Source organism: Leifsonia sp. NPDC077715, assembly GCF_040686855.1.
Classification (GTDB): domain Bacteria; phylum Actinomycetota; class Actinomycetes; order Actinomycetales; family Microbacteriaceae; genus Leifsonia.
In genome coordinates this window covers 1-17692 of sequence record NZ_JBFBOG010000005.1, presented here as the reverse complement: position 1 = coordinate 17692, position 17692 = coordinate 1, and the positions used below count along the sequence as shown (strand labels likewise).

Sequence of the window (17692 nt, the reverse complement as noted above, 5' to 3'; positions counted from 1 at the left end):
GGGTAAATAGGAAGGCGATTATGTTAGTTGAAAAGTTTGATTTTATTGAGTTACTTCGCCTTGCTATTGCTCAAAGCGAAGGTAAAGGGAAAATCACGAAATCCGTTGTTTTAGGGGAAATCGCTTTATTGCCTTCTGGTGCAAAAAAATGGGCTGAATTGCTCATTGAGCGAGTCGATTTTGAACGCATTACAGAGGTTACAGAAGCAAAGAAAATTTATGAGACCAAGATAATTGATGGAAAGGAAGTTAAGAAGCGTATTGATGAAATACCTGGCAAAGTAGAAATAAAAAAGGGGGAGATTAATTCTGCTGATTTTTTCCGTGTTAGAAACGTCTTGGCTGGTAAGATCCATAGAGAAATGATCAAGAAGAACTTCAAGCCTAATAATTGTCAGGGCGATTTAACTAATGTGGCCAAAGGAATAGCGGAAGTTGTTTTGCGTGGTCGGTTATTTACTAAAGCAATGTGCAGCCATTGCCAGGGATTGGGTAAGCTGGAATTGTTTAATGATAAAGGTTATCCGGACGGTTCAAAGTTTTGTGAAAAATGCGCAAGTACTGGAAAACGTCCTTATACATTGCATGAGAAAATTACGATCGCAAAATTAAAAGTTTCTAAATCTGGCTATTCTGAACGTTATGAACCATACGAATTAATTGCGGAAGCATGTATCGAAAATTGGGAAAATTGTATTAGAAATGGCCTTGCAAGATCGTTTCATTTTGAGCCAGATGAAATTTCCTTAGCTTGACATAGACAGAACGGTTGAGTATAAGTATTTCTAAAATGGGCGTTTTTAATTCTTAGTCGCCAATATACTTAATTAGCTCACAAAATAGTGGGCTTTTACTTTTTTAATTTGCTAATTTCATAATTATTGGAGACTCGCAATGAGTGAAGCGCAGAGCAATAGAGCACAAGAAATATTGAATCACCGTGAAAATGAATTGCTTGAAGCAAAACGTAAATTTGAACAAGCGCAAACAGATGTAGATGTGGATGTGGCTAAAAAAGAATTGGATGACGCTCAGAAAGCCTTAGACAATCAAGCCCGTTCAGATTTATTGTAAGAAGTATCTTTATTAAAACCTAATTTTAAGAGCTCGCCAAATGGTGGGCTTTATATTAATAAGTTAGTAACTTAGCTTATATTCAATTATTTTTAAATTAAGAAAATAGAAAATTCATTGAAATGTTAATTAATAAAATCAAGCAAGGCTCTTTACTAGATTTAATCGCATTATTTACGCCTTGTATAATTTTGATTGGTGCTGCATACAAACTAGGTTTTTATGATTCCAAAAATATTGATGCACTTTGGCTAATTTCATTATTCTCACCTGTTGACTTCATGGTTTCTAATGTAATTATTTATTTATATTATGTACTTGCATTACTCTATATGGATAAAATTATAGATGGCAGAGACAAATTAATTGGTGGATTGATAAGCGCTAATGTAGTACTTTTTTGTTCATTTTTAGGAATGATATTTTTTTCAAAGGCTGAATGGATATTTGTATTAAATGCAATTGTTGCTTTAAATTGCTTTGCAGCAGTTCTTTATTCAAATCATCACGGATATCGAGTTATTGGAATTGTAGCAATTTTAGTTGGGCTTCCATATTTTAATGGTAAGAATGAAGCTGATAATTTAACAACAAAAGAATTGCCAATCGTTACTCTAAAAAAAGAGAACAATATCTATGAAACTTGGATACTTTTAGATAAATTTTCTGATAAGGCAATACTAATGCACAAAATTGGTGAAAAAAATGAATTCAAGATTGTTGAATTGAAGGACATTGAGAGAATCAGTCAAAGTAAGATTTGATAACTCATTCTTAAATTTTTTACTTGATCGATTATTGGATTATCTTGATTTAATGCGCTGTAATTTTAATGCTAATAAGGCCCAGCTAAATATCGATTATTGGCGGGGCGTTTTACTTTATGTGTTAAGCTGATCTTCATAAATTTATGGATTAGCTTAATGTTTATTTGTATTGGCGGTGATTTAGACGGTGAAGTTGTAAATAATCGTGAGGGTACATTCTTTGAAGCCAGTGAGATAGATCCTGGCAAGCAATCAACATATAACCGCCAGAGTTATAAAGTTGGTGAAAATACATATCGTTTTTGGCTTTGTGCTGAAATGCCTTATTCAGAAACAACTAAAATTGCCAATAAGTATCTCGCTGAAAAATACCCATATCTATCTTAAATAATAGTTCAAACAAATGAAGCCCACCAATCGGTGGGTTTTTTTATTGCCTACTTGGAGTGTTTATGACTGAGTTTCAAAAAATCACGCATGAGATAAGACAGCTTCAAGTAGAGCTAAATCATTTGGGAAGCTGTACAACGAAAGGTTTAACAGAAAAAGAGATCGCTCAATTAGATGAGCGATTTTTTTTGGCCGCAGCAAAACAGAAAAACTTAATTGCTCGTCTCAATTGTAACCCAGAGGGCTTTTTATAAGAGGCTATAGGTATGGATGATAAAGAGTACTTTTGGCTTACACGAAAAAAAGAACCTAAAACCAAACCTAAAAGCAGACCATTGCCCAAGGCTAAAGAAAAATATCTGGAAGCTGAAGAAACATTATTTCAAGAATTAGAAGAGCGTCGAATTGGTTATCGAAGAAAATTCCAATTTGAATCAATCAAAAATTGGCGTTTCGATTTTTATATTGTGAAGTTGAATCTTCTTATCGAAATTGCTGGAAGTCCTTGGGCAGTTGGTCGCGGTGGCACAAAGATAGCAAATTCATTTAATAAGTATGAACTAGCTCTAGATCGAGGTTATGTATTTGAGCGTCTTGAACCTCATCAAATTGAATCGGGCTATGCAATCAACTGGATAAAAAGCGAATTAGCGAGAATTGAAGATGGAACAGATCAGACCATTCCCACCAACTGATTTTATTGACCAAGCTGAAGAAGAGGAAGCAATTCGTTTAATACCGGCACCCGACTTAAAGAAATGGGTTATTGCGAATTACTTAACGATTGGTAGACCTCTTCATAATCCGGATCATGACCATATTGCAGAGCTATTGCATGATAATGAAGAGTTCTTGGCTTTTGCTTGGGCTTCTTCTGCATATAAAAGCAAGCATGCTATGGTATTGGGTCAGTGCGAAAAAGTTATGTTCAATGTTGGTGGCTGGCGTAAAGCTAGACAAGAGCAACAAATGCGAGACTGGTTCGGGGCTGTACCAACATACTTAATTACTGTAGATGCTTCCTTTTGTGAGCGGGCCAATGATATAGAATTCTGCTATCTGATTGAGCATGAGCTGTATCACATTGGCGTTATGAAAGATGAAGACGGCGAGATCCTTTATAGCGACAATTCAGGCTTACCTAAGCACTATCTTGCTGGTCATGATGTTGAAGAGTTTATTGGTGTAGTTAAACGTTATGGACCAAGCAAAAATGTTAAGCGACTTATTGAAGTTGCCAAGAATCCGCCGTTTGTTTCGGATCTAGATATTTCAAGATGCTGCGGAAACTGTGTAATAAATTGAGCCTTAAGGCTCTTTTTTTTGCCCTGTTTGCTGTACGTAGCTGTACGAAGGGGAATTTATGGCAGCACTAAAAGAGCCTGTGAAAATATATATTGTTCAAGCTCTTGCATGCCGTGATACCCCTCAAGAAGTGGTTGAACAGGTCAAGCAAGAGTTTGGTATTGATATTAGTCGTAGCCAATGCGAATGCTATGACCCAACGAAATATTCGGGCAGAAACTTAAGTAAGAAATTTGTTAAGCTTTTTGAATCAACCAGAGTGAGATTTGATGAAGGCTTAATTGATATTCCTATTGCTAATAAGTACTACCGTCTGAAGCAATACCAAAGACAGCTTGATAGAACTAGAAACGTTAAAACAGCGCTAAAAATTCTAGAACAAGCTGCAAAAGACATTGGTGGTCAATTTACCAACCGCCAAGAAATAACAGGCAAAGATGGCGGACCATTACAAACGGTTAATTCAGATGTGCCAGTTCCAATGGAAGAGTATTTAAAAGCGCGGAGGGAGGTCCTAGATGAGTACTGATGCGGCTCGGGATAAAGCCATCCAGATCGAGGCGCAAGAAGATTTATATTTCTTCACAAGGTACATGTTTAAGGAGCGTCGTGGTTATAAATGGATGCATAACTGGCACCATTTAGAACTCTGTGAGGCTTTAATGAAAGTCTATCGCGGAGAAACAAAGCGGTTAGTTATTAATTTGCCGCCTCGTTATTCTAAAACTGAGATTGTTGTAATTAATTTTATGGCATGGTGCTACGGTAAAAAGCCCGATTCTGAATTTATTCATATTAGCTATTCCGCAATGCTGGCAGCTAATAATGCATTCCAAATTAGAGGCCTTGTACAAGAGGAAGCCTATAAGAAAGTATTTCCTAATTTTGCTTTGAGAGATGACAGTAAGGCTAAAGACTTTTGGCGTACTTCGGAAGGTGGTGTCTGCTATGCGACTGGTACTGGCGGTACCATTACAGGTTTTGGAGCGGGAAAGCTAAGAGACGAATTCGGTGGATGCATCATTATTGATGACCCGCATAAAGCACATGAAGCATCTTCTAAAACTATTCGTGAAGGTGTGATTGATTGGTTCCAGAACACACTCGAGTCACGAACCAACTCACCAGATACACCGATCATTGTGATTATGCAGCGACTTCATGAAGATGATTTAGCTGGATGGTTGCTAGGTGATAGAAAAGACGGCATTCCTGTGGCTGGTGGTAATGGTGAAGTGTGGGAGCACCTATGTCTTTCAGCTATTCAGGAAGACGGATCCGCACTATGGCCAGCAAAACACAATATCCAAAAGTTAAGGCAAATGGAGCAAGCTGCGCCGTATGTTTTTGCGGGGCAATACCGACAAATGCCATCACCGCCAGCAGGCGGTTTTTTTAAGCCTGACAATATCCAAATTGTTGATGCTTTGCCTGCGGATGTAGTGAAGCAAGTAAGGGCTTGGGACTTTGGTGCAACTGAGAATGAAGGTGACTTTACTGCAGGTGTTAGGGAGGCTTTAGGCGCAGATGGCTATACATATATTGTCGATGTAACCAAAGGACAACTAGGTCCAGACAACGTTAATAAGCGGTTAAAGCAAATTACAGAACTGGATGGTAAAAACGTCACTGTTCGTATACCTCAGGATCCTGGTCAAGCTGGAAAATCACAAGCTAGTGCTTTTGTGAAACTTCTAGCAGGTTATAGCGTGATTGCTAAGCCTGTCTCAGGGGACAAGCTGACAAGAGCGCAACCATTTGCTGCGCAAGTTAACGTGGGAAATGTGCGTATGCTCAAAGGTGATTGGAATAAGGCATTTATTGAAGAGCTTCGAAATTTCCCTAACGGGACAAATGACGACCAGGTTGATGCTGGTTCTGATGCTTTTAATGAATTACATGAAGGCTTTGAAGTCTTCTTTGCTGATATGGGATTTGCTCGATGAGTGACGTAACTTTTAAACATCCTGAGTATGTTAAAAACTTGCCATACTGGCAAAAGCTAGATGATGTATGTGAAGGTGAGGATGCAGTTAAGGCTAAAGGTGAAAAATATTTACCAAAGCCAAATGCGCATGACAAAACGCCAGCAAACAAAAGTGCTTATTTAGCTTATTTGATACGTGCTGTGTTTTATGAAGTTACAGGTACAACGTCAAACAGTTTAGTGGGTGCTGCATTTGCTACAGATCCAAGCTTTAAGTTTCCATCCCAGCTCGCTCATTTAGAGCGTAATGCTAATGGCGCAGGCTTAAGCGCTTATCAATTGGCACAAACGGGTATTCGACACTTATTAAAGCATTACAGATGCGCCCTATATGTTGATTACCCAGCAGTTACACCGGCACGAAATCTTGCAGAGTTTAAACAGCAAAAAGCCTATCCGATGATTCACTTATTGAATGCCATTGATGTAATCAATTGGGATTCAATGAGGATTGATAACCAGAAAAAGCTTTGCTTAGTGGTTATCCGTGAATTTACTTCTGAACGTGGGAATGATGGCTTTAGTAAAACAGACGTGGAGCAATACCGGGTTCTTCGTTTAGAACCTGATAATGAAGGAAATTACATCTATACGGTTCAGGTTTACACCAAAGGGGATAAAGGTACTTGGGTGGGGGGAGAAAAGAAATCACCAACTGATTATAACGGTGATACCTGGTCATATATTCCTTTCACTTTTGTGGGGGCTATTGATAACTCCGAAGAGATTAAGAAGCCTCCATTGCTCCCATTAGCTAATCTTAATTTAGCTCATTATAGAGATAGTGCGGACTTTCAAGAGTCTGTTTTTTATATGGGCCAACCGCAGTTTTATGCAAAGGGAGTCAATTGGGCTTGGTACGACGAGGCCAAAAAGCGTGGCATTTATATTGGTGCAAAAGTTCTTTTACCTTTACCTGAAAACGGTGATTTGGGGATTGTACAAGCAGATCCAAACACTTTAGCTCGGGAAGCCATGAAGGATAAATGGGAACAGATGAAAGAAATGGGTGCTCGTTTAATCGAAAAGGGTTCAGCGGCCAAAAAGACTGCTACTGAATCTAACAGTGATGACGCCGTGCAGCATTCCGTTCTTTCACTTTGTGTTGTGAATATGAATGAAGCTTTTTCGATGGCTTTAAGATGGGCAGCTAAGTTTGTAACACCTAATGTTGATGTTCTGACTAAAGATGAACTGATGTTCGAAATTAGTCAGGAATTTAATAAACAAGGGTATCAAGCTGAACTAGCTCGACAATTATATGAGGCAGCTTTACAAGGCCGTTCTTCATTTAAATCTTGGTGGGAATATAACCAGACTGGAATGTTCCCAAAACAAAAGTATAAAGAAGAGCTGGTCAATGTCGAAGGTGAAAAAGACGGGACCTTGAATCTATAGGTAAAGTGATATGGCTAAAGATAATAAAAATCTTTTGGAGATACTCACTCAACACCAGGCTTATCTCTATCGTGCTTCTTCACAATCAGTAAATGAATTATTAGGTTTGTTCAATGATGATACAAACACAATGCTTTCAAAGCTTCGTGACATATTGGATGAACTTAGTGACTCAGAAAAGATAGCTTTAGCTGGAGGGAAATACACAACTTCAAACCTTAGGGAAATAAGAGATTTAATTTCTCAATGGTTTAGTAGTGTAAATACAAGCTTGCCGGAAGCTTTCGCAGTTTCAGCTACTGCGATGGCCGTATATGAAGCCAGCTATATGGCAAAGTTATTCGGCACAACGATAAATAAACCAGATGGAGAAAAGCTTTATTCTGCAGCTAAAAAGGTTCCACTTACAGGCGGTGCTCTTGTTGATGATATTTTATCAAGAATTGCAGAAAGTGCCCGCCAAAAAGTTGAATATGCTATTCGTGATGGAATCAGCACTGGCAAAAGCAATCAGGAAATTATTCAGCGTATTCGCGGTACCAAACGGCTCAATTATGAAGATGGAATCTTAAACGGTACCAAGACTGATATTGATCGCACTGTTAGGACTGTAAGAAGTCACGTAGCCAATCAAGCTTATTTAAATAGCTTTAATCAATTGGGCTTTGATTATGTGCGTTTTATTAGCGTTCTTGATGGAAGAACTTCTAAGTTGTGTGCTTCGCTGGATGGCTCAATTTGGGAAATAAACGATCCAGCTAAACGTGTACCGCCGTTGCATCCTCATTGCCGCAGTATTTTGGTACCAGTTGAGAAAGATGGGAAACTTCCAGGAGAACGTCCTTTTGTAATGGATGAGCGCAAAGTAAAGGACATCCCGAAAGATGAGCGCAGCCAATTAATAGGGCAATTGGACGCAAACACCACATTTAAAGAGTTCTTTAAGAAAACAGATGATTTCTTTCAAAAAGAGTGGCTAGGGCCAAAGCGCTTTAAGCTCTATAAAGATGGGAAATTTGATTTTGAGAAGTTCTTTGATCCTGAAGGCCGTTTCTATAGCTTAGATGATTTGAGAAAGTTTGATGAAAAAGCCTTTAAAGAGTTGGGTCTGTAATTTTTTCTTATGTTATATTTTTTAAAACATCAGAATTTATACAATATGAAAACAATAGCTTTTGTATGTCTAACTCTAATTTCCATCACTTGTTTAGCTGAACCAAGTCAAAAATATCTTAAAGAATATGATCGATTGTCTGAAGCTTTGGAGTCAGCAATGGCAAATGCATATTCTTTTGATCCTACAACTGGTCAAGTACAACAGGCTACTCAAGATTTAGAAGCTAAAAATAATTTATGTAGAGCTGCCCAGGCGAAACTAAACCTCACCACGTTTTTAAAAGACAATTTAGAGGAATCTAAAGAGCTTTATAAATCTATTGATGGTGCAGAGACTCTAGATAAAAATTATCTTAGTGGACAACAGCAGGAACAACAAACTCTCGTTTCAAATTTGAAAAAAGACCTTGTTGGAACTGGATTTAACTGTGAGTAATTATCGCCGATGACAGGCAATCCTAAATTCACTTTAGACACAATTTTCACCTATATAAGCGCCCAAACGGCGCTTTTGTCATTTATGGAGTTTGGCTTATGATTGAATCAAAAGTTAGGCATTTAGTACTTAAAAGAGTTTCAGATAAATCTTCTAATCTTGCTCTTTGTGACGAGGAAACAGGTATTCCATTAGCTGGATTAACCTCTGTAAAAATGAATTGTAGTGTTTTTGAGGGTCCAGCGACTATCACGGCAACATTTGATGTAGGTGGTCCTCAAGGCATCCGCTTAGTTGGTGATGAACCTAGATCAGAGGTTTGGAATAAAAAGTAAACGTAGCTAAAGGTGGTAAAAATGTCTGAAATATCAGTTGCTGAATATGTAAAGAGAAAAGAAGAGTTAGAAAGAGCACTAACAGGCCATATTGCTGAATTGATCAGTAAATTTGAAAAAGATACAGGCGTAAATGTTCAAGATGTTTATGCGAATTTTTCTAGTGCTACATGTTTGGGTGGTTCAGAAAAACACTTTCTAACTGGTGTGACAGTTAAAACCTCAATTTCTAATTAACCCCTTTTACTAATTCAATAGCACCTTAGGGTGCTTTTTTGTGAGAAGAAAATGACCAAAGACGTAACAGAGCAAGAGTTAGTTGAAAAGTCTGTGGCACCTCGAGTAACTAAAACTCAAATTGATGCATTGATGGGGCGCGTTACTTATACGGTTGAGCAATGTCCTGGAGATACAACCTCTACTTTTGTTCATGCATTTTTAGATGGAAAGTTTTTTCTAGCTTCTGGTTTTAGTGCATGTGTGAATGCTGAAAACTTTGATGCAGAAATTGGTGAACGTATGGCTCGAGGTAATGCAGAAAAGCATGCTGAAAATAAGCTGTGGGAACTAGAAGGCTACCGTTTATTTGCTTCGAACTTTTAAATTATTAAATTGAATTCAAGCGTCCTTAGGGGCGCTTTTTTATTGCCTGCCGAAAGTGGATGCAGACGGCAAAACCGGGTGGATGCCCATTTTGAAAATATAGGTTGGATGACCAATGAAACTTAAAACAGTAACGATCGACGGTAAGGTATATGCGGAAGTAGAGGGTGATAAACCTATCTATGTTCATGATGATGGTAAAGAGATGCCGCATGATGCCGCTCACTCTGTAGCAACTATTGCACGTTTAAACAATGAAGCAAAAACGAACCGTGAAGCGAAAGAAGCGGCAGAAAAAGCTCTAAAAGCTTTTGAAGGGATCGATGATCCAGTGGCAGCTAAGAAAGCAATTCAGACAATGCAAAACCTTGACGATAAAAAGCTGGTGGATGCTGGTGAAGTTGAGAAAGTGAAAGCTGAAGCTATCAAAGCTGTTGAAGATAAATACGCTCCAATCGTTCAACAACGTGATGCACTTGAAGCTTCATTACATAAAGAGCTTATCGGCGGTGGTTTTGCTCGTTCTAAGTACATTCAAGACAACATTGCAGTTCCAGTTGATATGGTTCAGGCAACCTTTGGTAATCATTTCAAAATCGAAGACGGCGAAGTAGTTGCCTATGACCAAAAAGGCGAAAAGATTTATTCCCGTGTCCGCCCTGGTGAACTTGCAAATGTTGATGAAGCTTTAGAGTCCTTGGTTGGTGGATACCAGCATAAAGACTTAATCCTTAAAGGTGGTAAAGGAAATGGCGGTGGTTTCCAAAGCGGGGGCAAAGGTGGAGCACCTGCAGGTATGAAGCGCAGTGAGATGTCAGTATCTCAAAGAGCAGATTACATCAAAGAACATGGCCAAGAATCCTTCCTAAAACTACCGAACTAATTATTAAACATTTGGAGATAAGTCGTTATGACTACAACAGTTAATTCAGACATGATCATCTACAACCAATTGGCACAAACTGCTTATTTAGAGCGTTTGCAAGACAATTTGAATGTCTTTAATGAGGCATCAGCTGGAGCGATTCTTTATAAAAATGAAATCATTGAAGGCGATTTTAATAAAGAATCATTTTATCGTGTTGGCGGCAGTATCAAGCACCGTGATGTGAACTCAAACGCTAAAGTTAACCATGAAAAAATTGGCGCTGGAGAATCTGTAGGTGTGAAAATTCCGTTTAAATACGGTCCTTATGCATCTACTGAAGAAGCTTTTAAGCGCCGTGCTCGTACACCTGAAGAGTTTGCAATGATTCTTGGTTATGACTTGGCTGATGCTTTAGTTGCAGGGCGTTTACAGTACAGCTTGGCTTCATTAAAAGCTGCGATTACAAGCAATCCTGATATGGTAGCAAAAGGAAGTATTGCAGTAGACGGTCGAAAAGCATTAACACGTGGGATGCGTAAATTTGGTGACAAGTTTGGGCGTATCGGTTTGTGGGTAATGAACTCAGACACCTATTTCGATATTGTAGATGATGCTATCACCAAGCAGATTTATGGTGAATCTGAAATCGTTATTTATGGCGGTTTACCAGGTACTTTAGGTAAACCTGTACTTGTAACTGACGCTGTAGGCGATAACGATGCATTTGGCTTGCAGTATGGTGCTGTGACTGTAACTGAGTCACAAGTACCAGGTTTCCGAGCATACGACATCAATGATGAAGAAAACTTTGCTATTGGTATGCGTGCTGAAGGTACATTTAACCTAGACATTCTTGGTTATAGCTGGGATACAACGAAAGGTGAGAATCCAGATCTTACTTTGCTTGGTTCAAGTGCTAACTGGAAAAAACATGCAACCAGCAACAAAATGACCGCTGGAACATTGCTTGATTTATCTGGCACAGCAACAACTGGTTAATAAGAATTTTTCCATAAGGGGGCATTTAAGCCCTCTTTTTTATTTTTAAGAGAAAGTGCCATGAAGCTAATTTATACACGTATTGCTGCAGCAGCTGCGTTAGAAGTAGGGACTATTGCAAACCCTGACTATTATGAATATCCAAATCGAAGTGCTGAAGAAGTAATCATTTATGGTAATTATCCAAAAATCAAAAATGATTATGAAGCTTTAGATATTCCAGTTGAAGTTCGTAAATTGGAAGAGCCTGAAAAATTGACTTTGGCCACAGTAAATGTTGCAGTGGGAATTACTCCAGAGCTGCAAGAAGTTATTGATCAAGCAAAAGCTGACTGTGAAAAAGTTGTTGAGGAAAACGGGCAACTTAAACAGAAAATCGAAATCTTGGAACAGGCAAGTGGTGATAGTTCAGAGTTAATTTCAGAAAACTCACGTTTAAAAGATGCTTTACTCCAAGCTGACAAAGCTACTAAAGCGGCTGAAGGAAAGGTAGTTAGCATCCAAGCAGAATTTGATGCTTTTAAAAATGATGTTGCTGCTATGCAAGCGCGTATTGCTGAATTAGAGACTCAAGCAGCAGCTCCAGTTGTAGAAACAGGGGCTAATGATTTTGAAAGTTGGTCTAACGATCAATTAAAAGAATATTTGGCTAGTAAAGACATTGGCTACAAACCATCTGCAACAAAACCAGAACTACTTAAGTTGATCCCAAAGGAATAATGAAATGAGCTTTATTACTGTAGATGACGCAAATTCAATTTTGGGCAGAGATTTTGCACCAGACAGTGATAAAGCTCGTCTGGTTCAACTTGCAAATGTCTGGATGAAAAAACGTATAGGTTTCGTGCCGGATCCTATTAATTCACTTCTTAAAGACGCTGCTTGTGAAATCATTAAAGGAATTCTGGCCAAACTAATTTATAACGGCAAAGAGCAGTTGCTTAAACGAAAGAAAGTTAAAGCTGATTCAGTCGAATCTGAAAAAGAGTATCAAGAAGGTACTGAAGCGATTTCTAGCTTTGAACAGATAGCATTTGATTATATTGATTCGCTTGATTTGAAAGATCCTAATGCAAGTTTTAATGGTTTTGGCATTCCGCTTTATAGGGCATAAGTAATGGGCTTAAGAAATGAGCTACAGGCGGACATTGCCGAAGCATTTACTGAAGATTTGGCTGACGCCGTACATACCTTTACGTGTGAACGGGTATCAAAAACAAGTTGGGATCCTAAGACTGAAACTTCTATCGAGGTTAAAGAAAACTATTCTGGCCGTGGTGTTCTGTTTGGCTCATACAGTCAATATGAGATTCAGACGCTTGGAGTACTGGCTACGGATAAAAAGGCTACTGTGCTGCAGAATGAAGTATCTATGATGCCTAAAATTGATGATGAATGGCTAACAGCGTTAGGATCATTCCTGGTAATTCATATTCAACAAGATCCAGCTAGCACTATTTGGAAATGTCAGTTGAGGAAGGTTTAAATACTTGGTCTAATATCCTTCTAAGTTAGGGGGATATCATGGGTAAAAAAGAATTAAAAGACAAAATTGAACTTACAATCTTTTGGCTAGGTTTATTCTGTTTAAGTTATTTGATTTTAGGAATTATTCTTAAATCAGATTTAACTAGTCCATTAGATTCATCTATATTTTATGAGGTATTTAGAGACTCTTTAACACTTACAGCTTATTTTTTAGCTCCTATTGCAGCTTTAATATTATTTACTGATTGGCGAGAACAACATGCTTCAATAAATAATGAAAAAAATAGCAAAGAAATTTTAGATGTTGCTACTAATTTACTTCCCTATATTAATACCTACTATTTGGAAATTCAAAACGACGAGCAATTTTTTAAATTTAGAGAACAATATTTTACTTTATATTTTGATTTAAAAAGGAAAAAATTGTTAATTAACTCAATTGATTCTAAGTCTGAAGAATTTGTTAATAATATTGAAAAGTTAGATATTGTAATTCTTGAAATTTGGTCGTGTCTTGAGCGGCAATATCAATTTAATAAACTTTATGAATCTGTACCAGAAGGAAGTTCATCAAGTGAAATTTTAAAACGAAGTTATGGAGATAAAATAAATGAAGCTGGTATAAAAAAATCTGACTGTTTAAGTAATTATTTGAAAATTCAAAAAAAGCTGTCAGTACTTCATGTTTAAAGCTATTAGTTAATTTTTTGCCCACTTCGGTGGGTTTTTTAATGGGCACAATTTAGGATTTTATATGGTTTGTACAAACTACGTTCCCTTATGGCATATCTCTCCTTTTCAACATGTTCAATACACGCTTGCCAGAAATCAGCTTCACATGGATCTGTTATTCGAAGATATGAATAACGTTGATAAGTTCTTGTCTGTTGAAGGTGCTGCTGCACAAGTTGATTTTTATTCTGACGGTGCATATGCAGTTGTTCAGCTAGGTGATACTTCAGAAAGAAATTTGATCGAAGTATATGGCTTACTTTTACATGAAGCTGTGCATATTTGGCAGAAAGTTAAAAAGCTCATGGGAGAAAAAGAGCCTAGTTCAGAATTTGAAGCATATTCAATTCAAGCGATCGCTCAAGACCTTTTTAAAATGTATGAAGAAAGCGAGGTAAATGATGGGATGGAAGGGGGAAAAGCCGACTGATTTTAGTTTTGATGTGGCTAAAACAGCAGAGGACAAGGTAAAGAAAATTACTATGGATGCTGTTCAGTCTTTAGTAGTTTCAAGCCCCGTTGATACTGGCGCTTATCGTGCGTCTCATATTGTTTCGATTGGTTCTGGTGACTATGGTGTGCGTGGACCTGAAACAAACGCTGTGCAAGATGCAGCTATTCAAGCCGTGAAGTTTAAGCTGGGTAATTTAGTCTATATTCAGAATAATCAACCATATGCTGAACGCTTAGAAAACGGTTGGTCCGATCAAGCGCCACAAGGTATTTACAACACTACATTTAATTATATTTGTCAAAAATACGGTGGTTAAAATGGCAATGACTTTAGAGCAGACTAGGCAAGCTATTATAGAGCACATGCAAGCTTTCACAGGCATTGGTCAGGAACGAATTCAGTATCCAAATGCGCCAGAATTTAATGTACCTAAAGATGGTGTATGGTGCCGTTTAGCAATTTTAGGCGGCCCGAGTTTTATTTCAGGTATTGCAGATAAGCCATGTACACGCCGTACCGGAAATATCATGATTCAATGCTTTGCACGTCATCGTAGTGGTGTAAAAGGAGTAACAGAACTCAGTGATGCATTGCTACAGCATTTTGAATATTACTCAATCGATCACCTTGAATGTTTACAAGGACAATCAATTTTTGTCGGGCAAGATACTGACTTCATTCGGTATAATGTTAGCATTGGTTATAAGGTGAATTGAATTGAATTGTTTTAGTCCTTTAATATTCATTAATATACTTTTTAATCTCGAATAATTATAAATATTCGAAAGTTGTATAGTTTTATAGTTTGTTCTGTTATAACAACTCAACTTTACAACAAGGGTTCTAAGATGATTAACGCAGAGTTTGTATTAAAGTCAGATAATCAGGATTACTTTTCCTTTATTAATAGTGAATATAATAAATTAAAAAATGCTATTGATAATTCAATCAATATTGAGTTGATTACAAGTTTTAGATATTTAGAAATCGAATCAATTTCAGATTTTGATGATTTTTCTTGGAAACCTCTTGGAGTACCTAAACTTGGGATTAAGGAAAAAGCTCAATTAGTTATAAACGAAGAGTTGAAAGCAAATGCAAGTCAAGATGATATCTTAAAATTTTATTTAACCTTATTAAGTAAGAAAGTTGCAATACTTGAACTACAACCTATTTTACAAATTTTACCTGATCAGGAAAATATAGAAGTCGCAAATAAGTTAGTACGATATAGAATCAATTTTAATTAATCTTATAAAAAATCAGGCCGCCGAAAGACGGTTTTTTCATTTTACTCACTACCACCTCATCGGTGGTTTTTTTATGTCTATAGGAATCACTTATGAGCAATTTTGTTTTTAAGCGTGGTGACACATTCAACTTGAATTTGCAGCTCGTCGATACGGATGATGCTTTGCAATATCCTGCCGATGATGTTCGCCGCGCTATTGATCTAACAGGCTACACGTTTACCTCTCAAGTCAAAACTACAGAAGGTGCTGCTGTTGCAACTTTGACATGTGTGCCATTAAGTCAGTCCACTCAGAAAGGATGGCTTAATGTGAAATCGGGTGCTAGCACAGCCGCATGGCCTGTAGGTTTATGCCAGATGGATATTAAAGCGGTAGTAAGCGGCAACACTCAACATACCGAAACTTTGACTTTTCAAGTGATTGATGGGGTAACAGCATAATGGCGAATCTTGTATTTAAATTTAATTGGGACCATCGACCGTTCCAGTTGAACTCAGCTCAGGGCAAGCGGCAATTTATGCTGCCATTCGCATCGGGTATTCCCAATTTGACTCCTAACTTTTCTCAAGTAGTTGGTACAGCAGCTATCTCTCAAGGTGGTACAGGGGCAACAACTGCAACAGATGCGCGAAATAATCTCGGAGCTGCTGCCAGTGGTGTAAATAGTGATATTACTGAGATAAAAGGGTTAACTACGGTTCTTTCAATCGCACAAGGCGGTACAGGAGGTAATACTGCAATTAATGCCAAAGTTGCATTAGGTTTGGGTGATGCAGGGGTTTTGGGTTATTCAGCAAACGTTGTTGCTTCTCTTTTTGATAAATCACTAGTTTCACAATGGGTAACGGTTCTGGGCCTAAATCGTTTAGTGAACATTTCCCATGGTGATTGGCAAGGTGGAAGTACATCTAATCCTCTATTAATGCCAATGCGTTACGGAACCCTTATGGGTTATCAAGCGAATGATTCGATCGGTACTTATTCTTGGCAACTCTTCAAAGGTGTGCAAGGGCACCAAATGTCATATCGATACGGTGCTGGATCTGATGCATGGTCAGCATGGGGGCATTTAAAGACCAGCTTCAATACATCAGTTGATGCAAACGGATTCTTAAAATCGGCATCACCAGTAGTTAAGTTATTTAACGATCATATTGAGCTTAATAGTGATGCAGAAAAACAGCTGATTGAATTTAAGAAAGTTGATGTAGGCGATTATTTACTTAAAGGCTCTTTAGGCTTTGCCCAGGAAGGCTGGTACATCGAAGTACCCAAAGATGCAAATGGAAATACAATCGTAGCTGTGGTGTATGACACATTGGAAAATGGTGACATCTCGATTAAGACCTACAAGCGTAAATTTGATTTTGAACTTGCTGCAGTCGTAGCTGATTTAGAAATGCCTATGGATATTCCAGAAGCACGCTGGGTTGATATTCGTTTGCATGAAGAACCCGAACCCGAGCCAGAAGAAGAACATTTATCTGAAACGCCTTTTGAATTCCAGCCTACTAATTTATCTGAAGCTGTAGCTGCCGCCATGGTCGGTGTAGCACCACCAGAACTCTCAGAAGAAACCCATTAAAGACCCGCTAATTTAGCGGGTTTTTTTACGCCCACAGTTTTTAACGACCCGCTGATGAAGTGGGTTTTTTTATGCCTAAATTTTGGAGAACTATAAATGAGTTCAGGCGCAAAAATTCGATTATATGCTTGTGAAGAAGCTGTACTGGGAACTACTCCAGCAAACCCAATCTGGTATACAGTTCGCCGTGTTTCAGATGGCTTATCAGAAAACATCTCAACTGAAGAAAGTAGTGAGGTTTTGGATTCACGCTTCCGACAAGGTGGTGTGGTTACTGAAGCTGAAGTGGCCGGTCAGTTAGAGTTTGAATTGTCAGTTGGTACATTTGACTTATTCTTAAGTGCTCTTGCATTTAATAACTGGGCAGCCAATGCGCTTAGCTTTGGTGGAAATGTACGTAAATCATTTACCCTAGTTAAAGTGTTTGAAGATATTGGTCAGGTCTTTATTTACCGTGGTGTTCAGGTCAATACAGGTGAAATCACGATTCAGACCACAGGTAAAATTACAGGGAACTTCGGTTTAGTTGGTAATTCATTTACCCGTCAACAGGTCAATCCAGTTACTAATCCAATATCTGCCTCAAACCGTCCATTGGTCAGTATGCCAAACGTTGAAAACTTGCTTATTAATGGCCAGTCAATTCAAGGTAAAGCCTGCATGCAATCACTGACACTTTCGCTCAATAACAATCTGGAAGCAGTCCGTTGTATCGGCTCAGGCAAGTACACACCAGAGTTCTATATTGAAAAGATGATGGATATCGAAGCGAATGCTTCATTCATGTTCTCAGCGACCTCTGCAGCGTGGATTGATGCAATTAAAACCCGTGATGTGTTCACACTGACCTTCGACATCAAAGATAGTAAAGGAAGCAAATACTCACTCAACTTCCCTCAATT

At 38.1% G+C, this 17692-nt stretch carries 28 protein-coding genes; all 28 read left to right on the top strand.

What is annotated here, in order from left to right:
* Positions 1-20: 20 nt before the first annotated feature.
* A complete protein-coding gene (locus AB0P25_RS18965; protein WP_363809474.1) occupies positions 21-755 on the top strand; it encodes a hypothetical protein in 735 nt (244 codons plus the stop codon).
* A 139-nt stretch (positions 756-894) separates the two neighbouring features.
* Positions 895-1074 carry a hypothetical protein gene (locus tag AB0P25_RS18960; RefSeq protein WP_363809472.1) on the top strand — a complete coding sequence of 60 codons (180 nt, stop codon included), beginning with the start codon at positions 895-897 and terminating at the stop codon, positions 1072-1074.
* 122 nt (positions 1075-1196) lie between these two features.
* Positions 1197-1838, top strand: coding sequence for a hypothetical protein (locus AB0P25_RS18955; protein ID WP_363809471.1), 642 nt, complete (start codon positions 1197-1199; stop codon positions 1836-1838).
* 159 nt (positions 1839-1997) lie between these two features.
* Positions 1998-2228 (top strand): hypothetical protein, encoded by a 231-nt coding sequence (locus tag AB0P25_RS18950; protein WP_363809470.1) that lies wholly within the window; start codon positions 1998-2000, stop codon positions 2226-2228.
* Between the two features lie 65 nt (positions 2229-2293).
* On the top strand, positions 2294-2485 hold the full coding sequence (locus tag AB0P25_RS18945) for a hypothetical protein (RefSeq protein WP_363809469.1): 192 nt from the start codon (positions 2294-2296) through the stop codon (positions 2483-2485).
* 12 nt (positions 2486-2497) lie between these two features.
* The gene (locus AB0P25_RS18940; protein ID WP_363809468.1) at positions 2498-2926 is read left to right on the top strand and encodes a hypothetical protein; all 429 of its coding nucleotides are present in this window, start codon (positions 2498-2500) and stop codon (positions 2924-2926) included.
* Complete coding sequence (locus tag AB0P25_RS18935; RefSeq protein WP_363809467.1) at positions 2895-3536, top strand: putative metallopeptidase; 642 nt, start codon at positions 2895-2897, stop codon at positions 3534-3536. Before AB0P25_RS18940 ends, AB0P25_RS18935 begins: the two co-directional genes overlap by 32 nt.
* Positions 3537-3594: 58 nt before the next feature.
* A complete protein-coding gene (locus AB0P25_RS18930; RefSeq protein WP_363809465.1) occupies positions 3595-4065 on the top strand; it encodes a DUF2280 domain-containing protein in 471 nt (156 codons plus the stop codon).
* Complete coding sequence (gene terL, locus AB0P25_RS18925; protein ID WP_363809464.1) at positions 4055-5482, top strand: phage terminase large subunit; 1428 nt, start codon at positions 4055-4057, stop codon at positions 5480-5482. The genes AB0P25_RS18930 and terL overlap by 11 nt, the downstream gene beginning before the upstream one ends.
* Positions 5479-6921 carry a DUF4055 domain-containing protein gene (locus AB0P25_RS18920; RefSeq protein WP_363809463.1) on the top strand — a complete coding sequence of 481 codons (1443 nt, stop codon included), beginning with the start codon at positions 5479-5481 and terminating at the stop codon, positions 6919-6921. Before terL ends, AB0P25_RS18920 begins: the two co-directional genes overlap by 4 nt.
* A 10-nt stretch (positions 6922-6931) precedes the next feature.
* Positions 6932-8035 carry a minor capsid protein gene (locus AB0P25_RS18915; RefSeq protein ID WP_363809460.1) on the top strand — a complete coding sequence of 368 codons (1104 nt, stop codon included), beginning with the start codon at positions 6932-6934 and terminating at the stop codon, positions 8033-8035.
* A 45-nt stretch (positions 8036-8080) separates the two neighbouring features.
* On the top strand, positions 8081-8473 hold the full coding sequence (locus AB0P25_RS18910) for a hypothetical protein (RefSeq protein ID WP_363809459.1): 393 nt from the start codon (positions 8081-8083) through the stop codon (positions 8471-8473).
* 98 nt (positions 8474-8571) lie between these two features.
* Entirely contained in the window at positions 8572-8808 is a 237-nt protein-coding gene (locus tag AB0P25_RS18905) for a hypothetical protein (protein WP_078224800.1), read from the top strand.
* A gap of 21 nt (positions 8809-8829) precedes the next feature.
* Complete coding sequence (locus tag AB0P25_RS18900; protein WP_078224801.1) at positions 8830-9045, top strand: hypothetical protein; 216 nt, start codon at positions 8830-8832, stop codon at positions 9043-9045.
* A gap of 51 nt (positions 9046-9096) precedes the next feature.
* Entirely contained in the window at positions 9097-9411 is a 315-nt protein-coding gene (locus AB0P25_RS18895) for a Gp49 family protein (RefSeq protein ID WP_078224802.1), read from the top strand.
* A 115-nt stretch (positions 9412-9526) separates the two neighbouring features.
* Positions 9527-10294: a DUF6651 domain-containing protein gene (locus tag AB0P25_RS18890; RefSeq protein ID WP_031968575.1), complete on the top strand. Its 768-nt coding sequence runs from the start codon at positions 9527-9529 to the stop codon at positions 10292-10294.
* A gap of 51 nt (positions 10295-10345) precedes the next feature.
* Positions 10346-11278 (top strand): major capsid protein, encoded by a 933-nt coding sequence (locus AB0P25_RS18885; RefSeq protein WP_363809456.1) that lies wholly within the window; start codon positions 10346-10348, stop codon positions 11276-11278.
* A gap of 60 nt (positions 11279-11338) precedes the next feature.
* Positions 11339-11998 carry a hypothetical protein gene (locus AB0P25_RS18880; RefSeq protein ID WP_363809455.1) on the top strand — a complete coding sequence of 220 codons (660 nt, stop codon included), beginning with the start codon at positions 11339-11341 and terminating at the stop codon, positions 11996-11998.
* 4 nt (positions 11999-12002) lie between these two features.
* Entirely contained in the window at positions 12003-12392 is a 390-nt protein-coding gene (locus tag AB0P25_RS18875; protein ID WP_363809454.1) for a hypothetical protein, read from the top strand.
* Between the two features lie 3 nt (positions 12393-12395).
* Complete coding sequence (locus AB0P25_RS18870; protein WP_363809451.1) at positions 12396-12764, top strand: hypothetical protein; 369 nt, start codon at positions 12396-12398, stop codon at positions 12762-12764.
* 38 nt (positions 12765-12802) lie between these two features.
* Positions 12803-13456: a hypothetical protein gene (locus AB0P25_RS18865; RefSeq protein WP_363809450.1), complete on the top strand. Its 654-nt coding sequence runs from the start codon at positions 12803-12805 to the stop codon at positions 13454-13456.
* A gap of 148 nt (positions 13457-13604) precedes the next feature.
* Positions 13605-13928 (top strand): hypothetical protein, encoded by a 324-nt coding sequence (locus tag AB0P25_RS18860; RefSeq protein WP_363809447.1) that lies wholly within the window; start codon positions 13605-13607, stop codon positions 13926-13928.
* The gene (locus tag AB0P25_RS18855; RefSeq protein ID WP_363809444.1) at positions 13897-14268 is read left to right on the top strand and encodes a hypothetical protein; all 372 of its coding nucleotides are present in this window, start codon (positions 13897-13899) and stop codon (positions 14266-14268) included. Before AB0P25_RS18860 ends, AB0P25_RS18855 begins: the two co-directional genes overlap by 32 nt.
* Position 14269: 1 nt before the next feature.
* Positions 14270-14668: a phage tail terminator-like protein gene (locus tag AB0P25_RS18850; RefSeq protein WP_363809442.1), complete on the top strand. Its 399-nt coding sequence runs from the start codon at positions 14270-14272 to the stop codon at positions 14666-14668.
* Positions 14669-14800: 132 nt separating this feature from the next.
* A complete protein-coding gene (locus tag AB0P25_RS18845; RefSeq protein WP_199976274.1) occupies positions 14801-15202 on the top strand; it encodes a hypothetical protein in 402 nt (133 codons plus the stop codon).
* A 92-nt stretch (positions 15203-15294) separates the two neighbouring features.
* Positions 15295-15645 carry a hypothetical protein gene (locus AB0P25_RS18840; protein WP_363809440.1) on the top strand — a complete coding sequence of 117 codons (351 nt, stop codon included), beginning with the start codon at positions 15295-15297 and terminating at the stop codon, positions 15643-15645.
* Positions 15646-15722: 77 nt separating this feature from the next.
* Entirely contained in the window at positions 15723-16790 is a 1068-nt protein-coding gene (locus AB0P25_RS18835) for a hypothetical protein (protein WP_363809438.1), read from the top strand.
* A 96-nt stretch (positions 16791-16886) separates the two neighbouring features.
* Positions 16887-17692, top strand: an 806-nt coding sequence (locus AB0P25_RS18830; RefSeq protein ID WP_363809437.1) for a phage tail tube protein, incomplete at its 3' end; no start/stop codon positions are given.

Bases quoted from the DNA above. Each gene is read 5' to 3' on its own strand.
- AB0P25_RS18890 (WP_031968575.1), top strand. From the start codon at position 9,527: ATGAAACTTAAAACAGTAACGATCGACGGTAAGGTATATGCGGAAGTA.
- AB0P25_RS18905 (WP_078224800.1), top strand. From the start codon at position 8,572: ATGATTGAATCAAAAGTTAGGCATTTAGTACTTAAAAGAGTTTCAGAT.
- AB0P25_RS18840 (WP_363809440.1), top strand. From the start codon at position 15,295: ATGAGCAATTTTGTTTTTAAGCGTGGTGACACATTCAACTTGAATTTG.
- AB0P25_RS18965 (WP_363809474.1), top strand. From the start codon at position 21: ATGTTAGTTGAAAAGTTTGATTTTATTGAGTTACTTCGCCTTGCTATT.
- AB0P25_RS18845 (WP_199976274.1), top strand. From the start codon at position 14,801: ATGATTAACGCAGAGTTTGTATTAAAGTCAGATAATCAGGATTACTTT.
- AB0P25_RS18895 (WP_078224802.1), top strand. From the start codon at position 9,097: ATGACCAAAGACGTAACAGAGCAAGAGTTAGTTGAAAAGTCTGTGGCA.
- AB0P25_RS18945 (WP_363809469.1), top strand. From the start codon at position 2,294: ATGACTGAGTTTCAAAAAATCACGCATGAGATAAGACAGCTTCAAGTA.
- AB0P25_RS18875 (WP_363809454.1), top strand. From the start codon at position 12,003: ATGAGCTTTATTACTGTAGATGACGCAAATTCAATTTTGGGCAGAGAT.
- terL (WP_363809464.1), top strand. From the start codon at position 4,055: ATGAGTACTGATGCGGCTCGGGATAAAGCCATCCAGATCGAGGCGCAA.
- AB0P25_RS18920 (WP_363809463.1), top strand. From the start codon at position 5,479: ATGAGTGACGTAACTTTTAAACATCCTGAGTATGTTAAAAACTTGCCA.
- AB0P25_RS18885 (WP_363809456.1), top strand. From the start codon at position 10,346: ATGATCATCTACAACCAATTGGCACAAACTGCTTATTTAGAGCGTTTG.
- AB0P25_RS18870 (WP_363809451.1), top strand. From the start codon at position 12,396: ATGGGCTTAAGAAATGAGCTACAGGCGGACATTGCCGAAGCATTTACT.
- AB0P25_RS18955 (WP_363809471.1), top strand. From the start codon at position 1,197: ATGTTAATTAATAAAATCAAGCAAGGCTCTTTACTAGATTTAATCGCA.
- AB0P25_RS18860 (WP_363809447.1), top strand. From the start codon at position 13,605: ATGGATCTGTTATTCGAAGATATGAATAACGTTGATAAGTTCTTGTCT.
- AB0P25_RS18910 (WP_363809459.1), top strand. From the start codon at position 8,081: ATGAAAACAATAGCTTTTGTATGTCTAACTCTAATTTCCATCACTTGT.
- AB0P25_RS18835 (WP_363809438.1), top strand. From the start codon at position 15,723: ATGCTGCCATTCGCATCGGGTATTCCCAATTTGACTCCTAACTTTTCT.
- AB0P25_RS18915 (WP_363809460.1), top strand. From the start codon at position 6,932: ATGGCTAAAGATAATAAAAATCTTTTGGAGATACTCACTCAACACCAG.
- AB0P25_RS18935 (WP_363809467.1), top strand. From the start codon at position 2,895: ATGGAACAGATCAGACCATTCCCACCAACTGATTTTATTGACCAAGCT.
- AB0P25_RS18900 (WP_078224801.1), top strand. From the start codon at position 8,830: ATGTCTGAAATATCAGTTGCTGAATATGTAAAGAGAAAAGAAGAGTTA.
- AB0P25_RS18855 (WP_363809444.1), top strand. From the start codon at position 13,897: ATGATGGGATGGAAGGGGGAAAAGCCGACTGATTTTAGTTTTGATGTG.
- AB0P25_RS18850 (WP_363809442.1), top strand. From the start codon at position 14,270: ATGGCAATGACTTTAGAGCAGACTAGGCAAGCTATTATAGAGCACATG.
- AB0P25_RS18960 (WP_363809472.1), top strand. From the start codon at position 895: ATGAGTGAAGCGCAGAGCAATAGAGCACAAGAAATATTGAATCACCGT.
- AB0P25_RS18880 (WP_363809455.1), top strand. From the start codon at position 11,339: ATGAAGCTAATTTATACACGTATTGCTGCAGCAGCTGCGTTAGAAGTA.
- AB0P25_RS18865 (WP_363809450.1), top strand. From the start codon at position 12,803: ATGGGTAAAAAAGAATTAAAAGACAAAATTGAACTTACAATCTTTTGG.
- AB0P25_RS18950 (WP_363809470.1), top strand. From the start codon at position 1,998: ATGTTTATTTGTATTGGCGGTGATTTAGACGGTGAAGTTGTAAATAAT.
- AB0P25_RS18940 (WP_363809468.1), top strand. From the start codon at position 2,498: ATGGATGATAAAGAGTACTTTTGGCTTACACGAAAAAAAGAACCTAAA.
- AB0P25_RS18930 (WP_363809465.1), top strand. From the start codon at position 3,595: ATGGCAGCACTAAAAGAGCCTGTGAAAATATATATTGTTCAAGCTCTT.